This is a genomic window from Corallibacter vietnamensis, from assembly GCF_039537875.1.
In the GTDB taxonomy this organism is placed as follows: Bacteria; Bacteroidota; Bacteroidia; order Flavobacteriales; family Flavobacteriaceae; genus Corallibacter; species Corallibacter vietnamensis.
Map to the genome: position 1 here is coordinate 24,565 of NZ_BAABBI010000004.1, position 15,459 is coordinate 40,023.

Below are 15,459 nucleotides of genomic sequence, written 5' to 3' on the forward strand. Positions count from 1 at the left end.
TATGAAGAAGATTTTAGTAGCAAACCGAGGCGAAATTGCCATTCGTGTGATGCGAACTGCCAAAAAAATGGGTATAAAAACGGTTGCCGTTTATTCCACTATAGATAGACATGCACCACATGTAAAATATGCTGATGAAGCTGTTTTAATTGGTGAAGCACCTTCTAATCAATCGTACTTATTAGGTGATAAAATTATACAAGTTGCTAAAGACCTTAACGTAGATGCCATTCATCCTGGTTATGGTTTTCTTTCTGAAAATGCTGACTTTGCCGAATTATGCGAAGCCAACAACATCATCTTTATAGGTCCAAAAAGCAAAGCCATAAAAATTATGGGAAGCAAGCTAGCAGCCAAAGATGCTGTTAAAGCTTATGATATTCCTATGGTTCCAGGAACTGACGAAGCTATTACAGATATTGCTGAAGCCAAAAATATTGCTACAGGCATTGGGTTTCCTATCTTAATAAAAGCTTCTGCTGGTGGCGGCGGAAAAGGCATGCGTATTGTTGAAAAAGAAGCCGATTTTGAATCACAAATGGATCGTGCCATTAGTGAAGCCGTTAACGCCTTTGGTGATGGTTCGGTATTTATTGAGAAATATGTAGCATCGCCGCGTCATATTGAAATTCAGGTGATGGCAGATACACATGGTAACGTCATTCATTTATTTGAGCGTGAATGTAGTATTCAACGTCGTCATCAAAAAGTGGTTGAAGAAGCGCCTTCGTCTGTATTAACTCCAGAGTTACGTGCTAAAATGGGTGAAGCTGCTGTAAAAGTGGCAAAAGCCTGCGATTATATTGGTGCTGGAACCGTTGAGTTTTTGTTAGATGAAAACCACAACTTTTACTTCTTGGAAATGAATACGCGCTTGCAAGTAGAACATCCTGTTACCGAATTAATCACAAAAACCGATTTGGTTGAACAACAAATTCGTGTGGCCCGTGGAGAAGTTTTAGCCATTAAACAAGCCGATTTAAGCATTCATGGTCATGCTTTGGAGCTACGTGTTTATGCCGAAGATCCGCTAAATGATTTCTTACCTAGTGTTGGTCATTTAGATGTGTATCAATTGCCAATTGGTGAAAACATTCGTGTAGATAACGGTTTTGAGCAAGGTATGGATATTCCTATTTATTATGATCCTATGCTTTCCAAATTAATCACTTACGGAACGACGCGTGATGAGGCTATTCAACTTATGATAAAAGCTATAGAAAACTATCAAATTGAAGGTATTCAAACCACATTACCATTCGGAACGTTTGTTTGTGAACATGATGCTTTCCGTTCAGGTGATTTTGATACTCATTTTGTTAAAAAACATTACTCACCAGAAGCCATTAAAGCCAAACAAGAAACTGAAGCAAACATTGCTGCGCTTATTGCTGTAAAACAGTATCTGGAAGACCAAAACGTATTACGAGCACCAAACTAGACAATTATGCAAGACAAAATAAAAGACTTAAACGAAAAATTAGCCCAAGCCTATTTAGGTGGTGGCGAAAAACGTATAGAAAAACAACATGCCAACAAGAAACTAACGGCTCGCGAACGTGTACAATATGTATTAGATGAAGGCTCGTTTGAAGAAATTGGTGCTTTAGTGACGCATCGTACCAAGGACTTTGGTATGGACAAACAACAGTTTTATGGCGATGGCGTTGTAACTGGTTATGGTACTATTGATGGTCGCTTGGTGTACATCTTTGCACAAGACTTCACCGTATTTGGTGGTTCGCTTTCTGAAACTCACGCCGAAAAGATTTGTAAAATTATGGATCTTGCTGTAAAAGTTGGCGCACCATTAATTGGATTGAATGATTCTGGTGGTGCACGTATTCAAGAAGGTGTGCGCTCGCTTGGTGGTTATGCCGATATTTTTTACAGAAACGTACAAGCATCAGGTGTTATACCGCAGTTATCTGCCATTATGGGACCTTGTGCTGGTGGTGCTGTATATTCTCCTGCCATGACCGATTTCACCCTTATGGTTGAAAACACCAGTTATATGTTTGTAACTGGACCAAATGTGGTTAAAACTGTGACGAATGAAACTGTAACTTCTGAAGAACTTGGTGGTGCATCTACACACGCGTCAAAATCTGGTGTGGCTCATAAAACGTCAACAAATGATGTGGAATGTTTGGAAGACGTCAAGAAACTATTGAGTTACTTACCTCAAAACAACCAAGAAAAGCCAAAAGCCTTACCGTTTGAATTAGGTAATGAATTGAGAGAACAATTATCTGACATTGTTCCTGATAATGCCAACAAGCCTTATGATATGCACGAGGTAATTTCTGGTATTATTGACGAAGATTCATTTTACGAGATTCATAAAGACCATGCCGAAAACATTATTGTTGGTTTTGCGAGGTTAGGAGGAAAATCTATTGGTATTGTTGCCAACCAACCTATGTTTTTAGCAGGTGTATTAGATGTAAACAGTTCTAAAAAGGCAGCGCGATTTGTACGTTTTTGTGACGCTTTCAATATTCCACTGTTAACACTTGAAGATGTTCCTGGATTCTTACCAGGAACTGACCAAGAATGGAATGGTATTATTGTTCATGGTGCTAAATTATTATACGCCTTTAGTGAAGCCACTGTACCAAGGATAACAGTTATCACCCGAAAAGCTTATGGTGGTGCTTATGACGTAATGAACTCTAAACACATTGGTTCTGATATGAACTTTGCATGGCCTAGTGCTGAAATTGCTGTAATGGGTGCCAAAGGTGCTGCGGAAATTATTTTTAGAAAAGAGATAAAAGACGCTGATGACCCTGAAGCAAAATGGAAAGAAAAAGAAGCCGAATATGCTGAAAAATTTGCTAATCCTTACAGTGCTACAGAACGTGGTTTTATTGACGAAGTGATTTTACCAAAAGATACACGACGTAAATTGATAAAAGCCTTTGCAATGCTTGAGGACAAACATGTAGACACGCCAAAACGTAAACATGGTAATATTCCGTTGTAAGATATATTATTATTATTTAAATAAAAAAGCCAAAACATCTTGTTTTGGCTTTTTTAATAGCTCATTAAGAAATTATATAAAACACAACATGAAATTATTGTAATACATCATTGAAAAAAAGCAGTTTAAGATTTCGATAAGTTAATAAGTTATTGTGATAATGATTTCGAATACTTTCATGTTTATTTATGTAGAATAAATCACAAGCTAAATCATTACACTCTTTGTACTTTGGAATTTCATTTTTATAGGCATCTAACTGATTTCTAAATGCGTAATTAACATCTATCATTTCTAAAAAACGATCTCTTAATTCTCTTTTTTTAAAGGAGTTAGATGCTAGCTTTGCAAATTTATCACATTCTTCAATTAAGTAGTTTACTTCTGAAATCCACAGTTCTAATTCTTTAATACTGCGTTTCAAAATTAATTCTTCATCTGTATCATGATCAAATAAAGTATCTTGATTTGTCATTTCTTTAATTAGTTTTTTTGTTTAACACGTTTGATATGTAGTGACTTTTTACCTCCAGGAAACTCCCAATCTATAATATCACTTTCAGCATATCCTATGACAGCTAATCCCATTGGAGTTAATATTGAAATTTTATTAGTTTTTAAATCACTTTCTTCTGGAAGCACTAATTCAAATGAATTTTCCCAACCATCATTTGTAGCTACTGTAACCAAAGAGTTAAACCTTATAACATCTACAGGCACATCTTTATCTTCAGCTATAATAGCTTGATTTAGTTCTTCTTTTAATCTATCTATAGAATATTTCCTTGTGTTTTCTTTATATCCTTCAGATAAATTTAATAGTCGCTTTAAATCAACATAATCTTTTTTTTCTAAAATTATACTTCCATATTTCATATTTCATAAGTTTTAATTATGGAAAAATTCCGCGTTGTATATAAGCTTTTTCAATACGTTCAATCGCTATAACATAAGCCGCTGAACGTAAGTCTAAAACTTTACTTTCTGAAGTTTCTAAAACTTTTCTAAAGACTTCTTTTAATTTTTTATCAAGTTTGATTAAGATTTCATCAAGTTCCCATAATTCGCCATTTCTATTTTGTAGCCATTCAAAATAACTACCAATAACACCGCCAGAGTTGCATAAAATATCTGGTATAATATCAACACCTTTATTAAGTAACATTTCCTCTGCTTCTACAGTCGTTGGTCCATTTGCGCCTTCTGCTATTAAAAAAGCTTTAATATCATTTGCGTTATATTTGGTTATTTGATTTCCTAAAGCTGCTGGAATAAAAATATCGCAATTAATACCAAAAAACGCCTCTTTATCTATAGTTGATGTGTTTGGGAACCCTTCTATACGGCCTTGGTTATTTTTTGTGTGAATGAATAAATTCTCAACACTTATTCCTTCAGCATTTGTTATGCTTCCAAATGCATCTTGAACACCTACCATTTTAGCGCCTTCCTTTTCTAGAAAGTGTGCTGCCCAATATCCTACATTACCAAATCCTTGTACTATAAAAGTTTTGTCTTTTAGGCTCACATTTTTATGTGCTGCCCAATATTTTATTGTTAGAAATACACCAAAGCCTGTAGCTCTGTCTCTTCCTTCTAACCCACCAGATCCAATTGGTTTACCTGTAACAACATGCTGATTTTTAGATCGTTCAGACGGTGCTTTAGTAGACATGTATGTATCGGCTATCCAGGCCATAGTTTGGGCATTAGTATTCACATCTGGCGCTGGAATATCATGCTCTGGACCAATATTTTCACCTAGTGCATAAGCAAATCGTCTTGTAATACGCTCTAATTCTGCATTTGAATATTTACTCGGGTCTAACTGAATGCCGCCTTTGGCACCACCATAAGGTAAACCTGCTAAAGAGGTTTTCCATGTCATCCACATGGCTAATGCTTTTACAGCATCAATATCTATTGTAGGATGATAACGCAAACCACCCTTGTAAGGTCCTAATGCATTATTGTGTTGAACACGATACCCTTTAAAAATTTCAACATCTCCATTGTCCATACGAACTGGGAAATGAATAATTAATTCATTATTTGTAACTGCTAATATCTTCTTTATATTAGGGTTTAAATTTACCAAACTAGCTGCTGCATCAAATTGCTTCATTACATTTTCCAGCATACCTTGTTTTGGTTGTTTTTTATTGTTTACTGTTTCTGCTATTGCCATTTTACTTATAAATTACATATACGTTTCTAAAACACGTTTTTTTTGTGCTGTACTTAATTTAGGTTTATTGTTACTAGTAGTGGTTGTAGCTACTTCGTATTCACTACAAGACCAGATAAGTGTTTTGTCTGACGTTAAGCTACAGTCTATTGTATGCTTACAGTCATAACATAAGCTTTTGGTATGATTCATAAATTAATATTTTTTTGAATCATACTTTTGCAAGGTGTATGCCAGAAATATGAGACTGCTTTAAAAAAACAAAATAAAACACTAACAAACAACGACTTAAATAAATACCTTGTTTTTATGAGAGGGAATAGAACTGGGTAAAAATTACTCAACGGTGTAAAAATTACACATCAATATTAAAAAAATCACTTAATTTTTTGACTTAAAGTTTTTCGATCTATCTCAAGTATTTTTGCTGCTTGAGATTTATTATTATTAGTAGCTTTTAGAACTTTTAAAATATGATTTTTTTCAACAACTTTTAAAGGAAGTAGTGATTCTGTTTCTGAAGAAAAAGTTATATTGTATTTTAAGTGATCAGGTAAATCTTGTATTGAGATTTGTTTATCGCACATGATAACTGCTCTTTGAATAATATTTTCTAATTCTCTAATGTTTCCTGGCCAGTTATATCGCTGTAAAACCTCTAATGCTTCAGGAGTAATGGGTAATACTCTATCTTTGTATTCAATACCATATTTGAATATAAATTTATCTACTAATAGTTTTATATCTTCAGATCTTTGTCTTAAAGGTGGTACAGGTAACTCTACAACAGTTAGCCTATAGTATAAATCTTCTCGAAAGCGTTTTTTAGCTATTAAATCTTTAAGATTTATGTTTGTTGCGGCAATTATACGCACATCTATTGATTCAGCTTTTTGAGAACCTACACGTGTTATTTCTTTTTCTTGTAACACTCTTAAAAGACGTAATTGTGTAGCCATAGAGGCATTTCCTATTTCATCAAGAAATATGGTTCCTTTGTTAGCTGCTTGAAAAAAGCCTGTTCTACTATCATTTGCCCCTGTAAATGCGCCTTTTGTATAACCAAATAATTCTGACTCTAATAAGTTTTCTGGTATTGCTCCACAATTAACAGCAATAAAAGGCGCTGTCTTATACTTGCCCATATAATGTATGGCTCGCGCAACCAGCTCTTTTCCAGTTCCGCTTTCTCCTGAAATAAAAACGGTTGCCTTATTGTTTTTTACACGGTCAATTATTTCTATAACCTTTTTGATTGCTATAGACTTACCAACAATATCACCATAAGAATCTGTTTTATCTGGTAAAGACACTTTTTTCTTTTGAGATAAGGCTTTTAAAACAGCCGATTTTAATGCTTCTTTTGTAAAGGGTTTTGTTAAATAGTCTACAGCTCCTGTTTTCATGACCTCTAAAACACCATCAACAGAAGGGTATCCTGTGACTACAAGTTTAGGGATATTAGGAAAATGCTCTGTTGCATATTTTACAAGCTCATGACCATCTACTCCAGGCATTTTTAAATCTGTAATTAACAAATCTATGGTATTATCTTTTAGAATGATCAATGCCTCTTTTACAGATATGGCTTTATAAACATGATAATTAAGCGCTTGTAAATGGCGTTGCATTAATTCTAAAATATGAATATCATCATCAACTATTAAAATATTTTCGTTGTAAAGGCTCATGGTTTTGGAAAATGGATTGTAAAAATAGTACCTTTTGGAGAATTTGCTTTATGATTTATAGTTCCTTTATGACTTTTTACAATACCGTGTACAACACTTAAACCTAAACCAGAGCCTTCTCCTAATGGTTTTGTTGTATAAAAAGGCGTAAATATAGCATCTGCATCACTTTTTTTAATTCCTGAACCTTGGTCTTTAATTTTAATAACTATTTTATTTTTTTCGTCTTTGACTTGTATCCAAATTTGTCCTTTTTCTGGAGAAAAATAAATAGCATTAATCACTAAATTAAAAATCACTTGAGTGAGTTGTATACTGTCTACTCTTAATAGAATAGATTCTTTAGAAATGCTTAAATGATACTGTATGCTTTTCTTTAAAAAGTTTGGTTTTAGTAAACTAATTGCATTTGATATTATAGGTGTTATATTACTTAATTCCATTTGTTGAGGCATATCACAAGAAAAAAACATTAATTTTTTTACAACCTCACTAGAAAACACAGCACTGTTTATAATTTTATTTAAATCACTTGTTATGTTTGGGTTATCTTTAAATTGTTCTTTAAGTAATTCAGAATACCCTAAAATGTTTGCTAAAGGTGTATTTAATTCGTGAGCAATACCAGCAGTAATCTCTCCTAAAATTGTAAGTCTATCCGCACGCTCTACTTGTCTTTTTGATAATGCTTCATTCTCTAATATTTTTTTTCGCTCAAAAAGACCTCCTATTTCAAGTGCTATCTTACTTAATAACAATTCTTCTTCTTTTAAAAAACTATTGCTTGTATAATCCTTTTTTAAATAACCAACTTTTATACTTCCTATGAGTTCATTAAAACCTTTTATGGCACTAATAATATAAACTGTATTTTCTTGTACATTACCGGCAGTAACCTTCATATTTTCAACACTAATAGATACATAAGCATCATTAGAATATTGGATAGCCTTTTTAAGACTACTTGCTATAGCTAAAAGTGTAGGTTTTAAGTTATTTAAGCTACTATTAGATATATAAGAACTCACTTCATACAAACAAGTCAGCTCTTTTATTCGTTCTTTTAATTTCTTTTCCGTTGAATTTATATTAACCATAGCATGCTTTATTTAAAATTAAAATTACAAACATTTTTTAAGATAGCTTTAATACAATCTTTTATTTACTTTACAAACGAACGCAGTAACTTTGTATAATGCAAAAACCAACAACCTCTCAAAAAGATAAAGTAAACATAGAATTTATAGCATTAATGGCATCTTTAATGGCTATTGTTGCTTTATCTATTGATGCCCTTCTACCTGCCTTACCTGATATAGGAACCGATTTAGGAGTTATTGATGTTTCTAGAAATCAGCTTTTGATAACTATGATTTTTTTAGGCCTTGGTATTGGACAATTAATTTTTGGTCCATTGTCTGATGCTTTTGGAAGAAAACCAATTATTTATACTGGTTTTGTTCTTTTTGTAATTGCAAGTATTATTTGTGTTACAACATCAAGTTTTGAAATGATGATATTAGGTAGAATTTTACAAGGTATTGGGCTTTCTGCTCCTAGAACTATAAGTATAGCTATGGTAAGAGACACTTACAGTGGTGATTATATGGCAAAAGTGATGTCGTTTGTTGTAATGGTTTTTATTCTTGTGCCTGTAATAGCTCCTACGTTAGGACAATTTCTTATTACGTTCTATGATTGGCATTCTATTTTTTATGTAAACCTAATTTTTGGCATTTTTGTCATGCTATGGTTTTGGAAAAAACAACCTGAAACATTACGTCAAGAACACAAAAGAAGTTTATCAATAAATAGGATTGTAAAAGGTACACAGGAATTTTTCAGACATAAAACGGCTGTGGTTTATACATTTGTATCTGGCCTTATAACCGGTTCTTTTATGGTGTATTTAAGCACTTCACAACAAATATTTGAACATCAATATCATTTAGCTGATTTGTTTCCTTACATATTTGCTAGTTTGGCTATAGCTATAGGTTTTTCAACATTTATAAATAGTACTTTGGTGCTTCGTTTTGGTATGAAACGTATTGCTTATACCGCAGCAATAGCTTACAGCGCAGTTTCTATTTTATATGTGATCCTTTTTTCATCAGGAGAAAATCCTGATTTATCTGTACTGGTTATCTTTTTTGGTTTACAGTTTACTTCTATCGGATTTTTATTTGGAAACTTACGATCTCTAGCGATGGAACCAATTGGTCATATTGCTGGAATTGGCGCTGCAATCAATGGTTTTATTTCAACAATAATGGCTGTTCCTATTGCTAACTATATTGGTAGTTTTGTAACCAATAGCGTATTACCTTTGTTTATTGGGTTTTCAGTTTGTGGTTTTATTTCAATTATCTTTTTTGCTTTTTTAAACAGAAAGACTAAAACCCAAGTGATAGAACAATAGCTGTAACTGAAGAAATAATATATTCTACCCCTATTGCAATAACAACAAAACCTATAATACGAGATAAGGCGTTTATACCAGAAGCTCCTAGTATTTTAACAATATAATGCGAGCTTTTTAAAATCACATATATTGCTATTGTTACCAGTAGCATAGCTCCTAAAATTATCATTATTTGGTCTGTTGATTGGTACTCTTGATTATACGCTATTAATAATGAAATAGTTCCTGGTCCTGCTAGCATTGGAATTGCTAATGGTGTTAATGATATTGCGTCTCTATTTTCAATGTCTTGTTGTACACGCTCACGTTTCATCCCTTTGTGCTCCCTAAACTTACCTGTAAGTAAAGCAAATCCTGAAGACGCTATAATCATACCGCCTGCAATTTTAAGCGCATTTAAACTTATTCCAAAAAAGGATAAAATATATTTCCCAGCGAATAATGACAAAAGCAATATAATAAAAACATTTATTGCTGTCCAAAATGCTGTAATAGCACGCTCTTTTTTACTGTTTTCTTGAGTTAAACCAACAAAAACAGGTACTGTTCCTAATGGGTTCATGATAGAGAATAAAGCCCCGAAACTCGTTAAAAATAACTCCATAGTTTTTTTTGCAAATTCACTACATTTTCATGTATTAAGTGTTACGAAATACTTAAGTAATAATTAAAACACTGTGAAGTTTACACTCATAAACTTACTTGCTAAAACATCCTAAAATGTGTATCTTTAAAATATGTACTCAAAATGTAAAACCATTCTTTTTTTAGGGTTTGTTATCCTGTTATTTTCTTGTGCTTCTGTAAGCTATACAGATAAGCATCAACTTGTATCAGAAATACAAGCTCTAGATAAAAAAACATATGTTTCAGAAAAAGACTCACAATTGTTATTAAGACACGACATTTTGCATTTCACAAAAAACGGCCGTGTAAAATCATCTATCAGTCTTGACAATAATAATGATACACTTGTAACAACCGAAAAAAAATTATGGTTTACAAAACAATCTTATCCTGACAAAGACCCTTACTACTGCAAAACTCGCTGGAAACCTAAAAACAGAGAACGTATAAGCTGCTATACACAAAAACAGTATAAAAAAAATGAAGCTATTTATTATTACCACAAAAATGGACGTATTAATAAAATTGAAGATAATTTCACCAACTTTTATACAAAGCATTATACTTACAAAAACAATGATGTATCAAAAATTACTATTGTAAACAAAGCAAATGACACCATTGAAGCAATAAAAATAAATTGTCTTAAAAAAGACACATCTGGAACCTGCCTTGAAGAAGTACAAACTTATACACAAACAGACAGTGTTATTACTATTTACAGATATCCAAAGTATTTTTAGTGATAACAATGTTATTCTACAAGCTTGTAATTTCTAATAATTAGTTCTTAATTTTGAATTCGAAAACAAAAGCCTACAAGTGATTAAAACAAAGAGCATACTAGAAATTAAAGATTTTCTAGACACAAAAGTTATTGAATATAATAACCCCAAATTTATTGAGTCAGATCCTATTCAAATACCTCATCAATTTAGCATAAAAGAAGATATAGAAGTTTCTAGCTTTTTGGTTGCAACTATTGCATGGGGAAATAGAAAAATGATTATAAAAAACGGCCAAAGAATGATGGAATTAATGGGCAATGCGCCATATGATTTTATCATGAATCATCAAGAGAAAGATTTAGACAATCTAACCGGATTTGTTCATAGAACTTTTAATGATATAGATTTTAAATACTTTATAAAATCACTAAAAAACATATATACAAACCATAACGGACTAGAAGCTATTTTTATCACAAAAGATAATACACTACAAAATACAATTTCAGAGTTTAAAGATATCTTTTTCGAATTAGAGCATCCTTTAAGAACTCAAAAACACATTTCAAACCCATTAAAAGGCTCGGCCGCAAAACGCATAAATATGTGGTTAAGATGGTTATGCAGAAAAGATTCTGCTGGCGTAGACTTTGGCATTTGGCAACAAATAAAACCATCACAATTGTCATGTCCGCTAGATGTTCATTCCGGTAATGTTGCAAGAAAACTAGGGTTATTAACAAGAAAACAAAACGATGCAAAAGCTTTGCTTGAGTTAGACACTAACTTACGCATATTAGACCCAAACGATCCTGTAAAATACGATTTTGCTCTTTTTGGATTAGGTGTTTTCGAAAACTTTTAAAAAATATCTTACTAAACAACATGTTTATTTAATAATTTCATAAAAAAATTAGAGTTTTACTATTTTATTTTGAACAGTATCTGTCGTTTATTATATTTGTATAACCTAATTAACCTAACTTATGAAACATTCATTTAAATTAAGAAAAAGCCTACTAAAAAACATATACACCGAAAGACTAGGCTTTAGCAACATTACCGTAGAAAACAAAAAAGACGTAGAAAATACTATTAATACCATACTTAATTTTATTGGTTTAGAAACCTCATTAATTCCTGTAAATTGTTCTTACAACTTTATAAATAGTACAGCTTATTTTCAATTAGAGTTAAGAAATGGTGTTAATAAATTAGAGTTTTTTGAATCTATCAAGAAATTTGAAGAGTACGTAGAAGTTATTGATGCTCAAGCTGTTTAAATAGCTTTTTTTTCGTTTAAAAAAATACTACAATTTATAAACTTTAATTAGATAGATTAGTTACGTATATTTATAAATAAAAATTAAATATAATGAAACAATTTATCTTTAGTATTCTTTTAATATACTCGTTTACTTCATTTTCTCAATCAATTAAAGTTCCTATTGATACTTTAATAACAACAAAAAATCAAGTTGTTATTAAAGGACAAACAATCACTTACGAAGCTCAAACAGGTACACAACCTGTATGGAATGACAATGGTGATGTTATAGCGTCCTTATTTTACACATACTACAAACGTACAAATGCTCAAAATAACGAGAGCAGACCTCTTATTTTTTCTTTCAACGGTGGTCCTGGTTCTGCTTCTGTATGGATGCATATAGCCTATACTGGTCCTAAAATTTTAAATATAGATGAAGAAGGTTATCCTGTACAACCATATGGAATAAAAGATAATCCTCACTCAATATTAGATGTTGCTGATATAGTATTTATTAATCCTGTAAATACTGGCTACTCTAGAATGGTTGCTGACAAAGATGGAAAAATGCCAGATAAAGCCACTTTTTTTGGTATTAATGCAGATATTGCTTACCTCTCAAAATGGATGAATACATTTGTTTCAAGAAACAACCGTTGGAAATCGCCAAAATATATTATAGGAGAAAGCTATGGCGGAACTCGTGTAATGGGATTAGCTCACAGACTACAAAACAGCCAATGGATGTATTTAAATGGTGTTATCATGGTGTCTCCTGCCGATTATAAAGTATTACGTGTTGGTGGTCCTGTAGCAACAGCTTTAAATTTACCATATTACACAGCCACAGCTTGGTATCACAATATGCTACCAGCTGAACTACAACAAAAAGATTTGCTTGAAATACTACCCGAATCTGAAAAATATACTGTAAACACACTTATTCCTGCCTTGACAAAAGGTGGTTTTATTAGTGAGTCTGAACGTAATAACGTTGCAGATAAAATGGCATATTATTCAGGAATAAGTAAAAAAGCTATTCTACAGCATAATTTAAGTGTTCCAACAAACTTTTTCTGGAAAGATTTACTTCGTGAAAAAACAGGGCAAACTATTGGCAGATTAGACTCTAGATATTTAGGTTTTGATAAAATGGAAGCTGGTACTCGCCCAGATTATAATGCCGAACTAACATCATGGTTGCACTCATTTACTCCTGCAATAAACTACTATTTAAGAGAGCATTTAAACTTTAAAACAGATATGCCTTATAATATGTTTGGCCCAGTTCATCCTTGGGATAACGATCATGATAATGTTCGTGAGCAATTACGCGAAGCTATGGCTCAAAATCCATATCTTAAAGTATTGATTCAATCTGGTTATTATGATGGTGCTACAACGTATTTTAATGCTAAATACACCATGTGGCAAATTGATCCTAGTGGAAAAATGAAAGATCGTTTTACATTTAAAGGTTACCGAAGTGGACACATGATGTATCTGCGCAACGAAGACCTTAAAACGGCTAATGAAGACATTAGAGTTTTTATAAATAATTCGCTCTCTAATGGAAAGTCTGCAAAATATTAAACAAAAAAGCCCGCTAAAAAGCGGGCTTTTTTGTTATTAATAAATTAAAAGATTAACCTTTTAACCAAGCTTCTCTTAATGTTTTTTGTGCTTCTGTAGCTTCTGGATTTGCCATTAGTGTTGTTCCTGTTGTATAAGATTGTGTCAACGTTGTTTTAATTTCAACATCTTTCCCATCTCTAGTTAAAACAACATCTATGTCTGTTCCTGGTTGCCACATAAATACTTTTTGGAAAACCGTATTAGCATTAAGTAGATTAACTTCTACTCCATCTACTGATTTGATAATATCATTTGGTTGAACTCCTTGCTCATTCCAAAAACTATTATTCTTTACAGCATTACTAAAATATATGCTTCCATCAGTTTGGTTGGCTCCTACTATAAGTGCTCCTGCATTTTGGATGTAGTTAGTCTTCACTCTACTTTCTCCAAATTGTAAACCAACTTTTTCAAAAAACGTATTATAGTCAATTGGCACATCACCTACAACATGTGTTTGTAAAAACTCACCTATAGAAGGATATGTCATTGCTGTTATTTCTTCAATAATACTGTCATCATCAAAAGGTTTATTTTTACCATATTTTGTTGATAATTCTTTCATTAAAGATAAAATACCACGATTACCATTACTCTCTTCACGCATTAAAATATCAATACACATACCTATTAATGCTCCTTTTTGATACACATTATAGTATTGACTAGCATAAGGCTCTTCCAGAATGTTCTCACTCATTATTGTGAAACTCATAGCATCATTCATTCCTGAAGCTGTTTTTATTTTGTCGTTGATTTTAGCATAAAAATCGTCTTCGCTTACCAATCCTTGATCTACTTGAAACAACGTTGCAAAATACTCGGTTACACCTTCATACATCCATAAATGCTTTGAAAATGTTGGTTGATTATAATCAAAGTAATGCACATCTTCAGAATGAACACTTAACGGTGTTACTATATGAAAAAACTCATGAGAAACTACGTCTACCATACTTTCATCTAAAGCTGAAGCTGGCATAGACTCTGGCATAACTACAACTGTAGATGTGTGGTGTTCTAATGCTCCAAAACCTTTAGGAGCAGTTTCATCTCCTTTTGATAAATACACATATATATCATATCGAGGTGTACTATTTATGTCTCCTAAATATGTTTTTTGTGCTTGCATCATTTTCTCCATAGCAGCACGCATTGTTTTTGCACTATGTATTCCGTTTGGAGAATAAACACTTAATACAATTTTTATATCACCTACTTGAAATTCTTCAACATCAAGTTTTCCGTACATCATTGGGTTATCAGTAATATCAAAATAACGTGGTGCAAAATATGATGTTGTTACTGTTTTACCATCTTCGCTTGTTTTGTCTGACGTATGTTGTAATGCAGATGTACGAACAAAATCCGCTGGTGCTGTAACGTCTAATTTATATTGGCTGTTTTTTAATGAATCAAAATATCCTATAAATCCATGAAGGTTTAACACGTAGTTATCAGCTTCTATATTTGTTCCTGCTGGTGAAAATGGCACATCGCCTCCAATACCTCCTGTAACTTCTTGATCAAAAGTATCATTAACATTATAGGTAATATAATCAAGAGTAGTTGCATTTGCTATTGTCCAAGTATTGGTATCTGCTTTTGTTGCTTTTAGCTCGTTTCCATTATAATCAATGGCTTTAAAATCATCTACATATTTACCAAAATCACTTACAGAATATGTTCCTTGAACAACTCTAGGTAACCTATAAGTAACTGTTTCACTTGTAAAACGTCCTGGATTTATTACCACAGGAGCTTTATCATTAACTACTTTTGTTAAATCTATTGATGTCTCAATAGGATTGCTTACTGCTAAATCATTGCTACCTGTTTTTGAGGACGTACCACAAGCAACTAATAACGTTGAGAAGCCTACAATGGCTAGTGCTTTTTTCATTAT

15 protein-coding genes are annotated in these 15,459 nt (G+C 32.4%); 7 read left to right on the top strand and 8 right to left on the bottom strand.

The genetic code is table 11. From position 1 onward, the window contains the following. Position 1: 1 nt before the first annotated feature. Both accC and ABD690_RS11655 read left to right on the top strand, forming a co-directional pair. Entirely contained in the window at positions 2–1,441 is a 1,440-nt protein-coding gene (gene accC, locus ABD690_RS11650) for an acetyl-CoA carboxylase biotin carboxylase subunit (RefSeq protein ID WP_344730755.1), read from the top strand. Between the two features lie 6 nt (positions 1,442–1,447). Beyond that, entirely contained in the window at positions 1,448–2,989 is a 1,542-nt protein-coding gene (locus ABD690_RS11655) for an acyl-CoA carboxylase subunit beta (RefSeq protein ID WP_344730756.1), read from the top strand. A gap of 94 nt (positions 2,990–3,083) precedes the next feature. Here ABD690_RS11655 and ABD690_RS11660 read toward each other — a convergent pair whose 3' ends face one another. The 6 genes from ABD690_RS11660 to ABD690_RS11685 all read right to left on the bottom strand — a co-directional run bounded on the left by ABD690_RS11660 (position 3,084) and on the right by ABD690_RS11685 (position 7,965). Beyond that, positions 3,084–3,464: a hypothetical protein gene (locus tag ABD690_RS11660; protein ID WP_344730757.1), complete on the bottom strand. Its 381-nt coding sequence runs from the start codon at positions 3,462–3,464 to the stop codon at positions 3,084–3,086. An 8-nt stretch (positions 3,465–3,472) separates the two neighbouring features. Further along, positions 3,473–3,865 carry a GreA/GreB family elongation factor gene (locus ABD690_RS11665; RefSeq protein ID WP_344730758.1) on the bottom strand — a complete coding sequence of 131 codons (393 nt, stop codon included), beginning with the start codon at positions 3,863–3,865 and terminating at the stop codon, positions 3,473–3,475. A gap of 16 nt (positions 3,866–3,881) precedes the next feature. Beyond that, on the bottom strand, positions 3,882–5,177 hold the full coding sequence (locus tag ABD690_RS11670; protein WP_344730759.1) for a Glu/Leu/Phe/Val family dehydrogenase: 1,296 nt from the start codon (positions 5,175–5,177) through the stop codon (positions 3,882–3,884). 12 nt (positions 5,178–5,189) lie between these two features. After that, positions 5,190–5,369 (bottom strand): hypothetical protein, encoded by a 180-nt coding sequence (locus ABD690_RS11675; protein WP_344730760.1) that lies wholly within the window; start codon positions 5,367–5,369, stop codon positions 5,190–5,192. A gap of 185 nt (positions 5,370–5,554) precedes the next feature. After that, entirely contained in the window at positions 5,555–6,868 is a 1,314-nt protein-coding gene (locus ABD690_RS11680) for a sigma-54-dependent transcriptional regulator (RefSeq protein WP_344730761.1), read from the bottom strand. Next, a complete protein-coding gene (locus ABD690_RS11685) occupies positions 6,865–7,965 on the bottom strand; it encodes a sensor histidine kinase (RefSeq protein ID WP_344730763.1) in 1,101 nt (366 codons plus the stop codon). The genes ABD690_RS11680 and ABD690_RS11685 overlap by 4 nt, the downstream gene beginning before the upstream one ends. 98 nt (positions 7,966–8,063) lie before the next feature. Between ABD690_RS11685 and ABD690_RS11690 the strand changes: the two genes are divergently transcribed. Continuing rightward, positions 8,064–9,290, top strand: a complete 1,227-nt coding sequence (locus ABD690_RS11690; RefSeq protein WP_344730764.1) for a multidrug effflux MFS transporter — start codon at positions 8,064–8,066, stop codon at positions 9,288–9,290. Here the strand turns inward: ABD690_RS11690 and ABD690_RS11695 are convergent. Then, on the bottom strand, positions 9,265–9,897 hold the full coding sequence (locus ABD690_RS11695) for a MarC family NAAT transporter (RefSeq protein ID WP_344730765.1): 633 nt from the start codon (positions 9,895–9,897) through the stop codon (positions 9,265–9,267). The two genes, ABD690_RS11690 and ABD690_RS11695, sit on opposite strands and share 26 nt — an antisense overlap. 133 nt (positions 9,898–10,030) lie before the next feature. Here ABD690_RS11695 and ABD690_RS11700 point away from each other — a divergent pair, with 133 nt between their 5' ends. From ABD690_RS11700 to ABD690_RS11715, 4 genes are all read left to right on the top strand, one after another. Beyond that, entirely contained in the window at positions 10,031–10,663 is a 633-nt protein-coding gene (locus tag ABD690_RS11700; RefSeq protein ID WP_344730766.1) for a hypothetical protein, read from the top strand. Between the two features lie 82 nt (positions 10,664–10,745). Beyond that, on the top strand, positions 10,746–11,513 hold the full coding sequence (locus ABD690_RS11705) for a TIGR02757 family protein (RefSeq protein WP_344730835.1): 768 nt from the start codon (positions 10,746–10,748) through the stop codon (positions 11,511–11,513). A gap of 121 nt (positions 11,514–11,634) precedes the next feature. Further along, a complete protein-coding gene (locus ABD690_RS11710; RefSeq protein ID WP_344730767.1) occupies positions 11,635–11,931 on the top strand; it encodes a hypothetical protein in 297 nt (98 codons plus the stop codon). Between the two features lie 92 nt (positions 11,932–12,023). Then, positions 12,024–13,511, top strand: coding sequence for a S10 family peptidase (locus ABD690_RS11715; protein ID WP_344730768.1), 1,488 nt, complete (start codon positions 12,024–12,026; stop codon positions 13,509–13,511). Positions 13,512–13,563: 52 nt separating this feature from the next. Here the strand turns inward: ABD690_RS11715 and ABD690_RS11720 are convergent, their stop codons facing one another. Beyond that, positions 13,564–15,456 carry a M61 family metallopeptidase gene (locus ABD690_RS11720; protein ID WP_344730769.1) on the bottom strand — a complete coding sequence of 631 codons (1,893 nt, stop codon included), beginning with the start codon at positions 15,454–15,456 and terminating at the stop codon, positions 13,564–13,566. Between the last annotated feature and the right edge of the window lie 3 nt (positions 15,457–15,459).

What these genes read in the sequence shown, in the direction of transcription:
- ABD690_RS11700 (WP_344730766.1), top strand. Translation starts at nt 10,031, where the DNA reads ATGTACTCAAAATGTAAAACCATTCTTTTTTTAGGGTTTGTTATCCTG.
- ABD690_RS11710 (WP_344730767.1), top strand. Translation starts at nt 11,635, where the DNA reads ATGAAACATTCATTTAAATTAAGAAAAAGCCTACTAAAAAACATATAC.
- ABD690_RS11715 (WP_344730768.1), top strand. Translation starts at nt 12,024, where the DNA reads ATGAAACAATTTATCTTTAGTATTCTTTTAATATACTCGTTTACTTCA.
- ABD690_RS11690 (WP_344730764.1), top strand. Translation starts at nt 8,064, where the DNA reads ATGCAAAAACCAACAACCTCTCAAAAAGATAAAGTAAACATAGAATTT.
- ABD690_RS11675 (WP_344730760.1), bottom strand. Translation starts at nt 5,369, where the DNA reads ATGAATCATACCAAAAGCTTATGTTATGACTGTAAGCATACAATAGAC.
- ABD690_RS11660 (WP_344730757.1), bottom strand. Translation starts at nt 3,464, where the DNA reads ATGACAAATCAAGATACTTTATTTGATCATGATACAGATGAAGAATTA.
- ABD690_RS11670 (WP_344730759.1), bottom strand. Translation starts at nt 5,177, where the DNA reads ATGGCAATAGCAGAAACAGTAAACAATAAAAAACAACCAAAACAAGGT.
- ABD690_RS11665 (WP_344730758.1), bottom strand. Translation starts at nt 3,865, where the DNA reads ATGAAATATGGAAGTATAATTTTAGAAAAAAAAGATTATGTTGATTTA.
- ABD690_RS11685 (WP_344730763.1), bottom strand. Translation starts at nt 7,965, where the DNA reads ATGGTTAATATAAATTCAACGGAAAAGAAATTAAAAGAACGAATAAAA.
- ABD690_RS11655 (WP_344730756.1), top strand. Translation starts at nt 1,448, where the DNA reads ATGCAAGACAAAATAAAAGACTTAAACGAAAAATTAGCCCAAGCCTAT.
- accC (WP_344730755.1), top strand. Translation starts at nt 2, where the DNA reads ATGAAGAAGATTTTAGTAGCAAACCGAGGCGAAATTGCCATTCGTGTG.
- ABD690_RS11720 (WP_344730769.1), bottom strand. Translation starts at nt 15,456, where the DNA reads ATGAAAAAAGCACTAGCCATTGTAGGCTTCTCAACGTTATTAGTTGCT.
- ABD690_RS11695 (WP_344730765.1), bottom strand. Translation starts at nt 9,897, where the DNA reads ATGGAGTTATTTTTAACGAGTTTCGGGGCTTTATTCTCTATCATGAAC.
- ABD690_RS11680 (WP_344730761.1), bottom strand. Translation starts at nt 6,868, where the DNA reads ATGAGCCTTTACAACGAAAATATTTTAATAGTTGATGATGATATTCAT.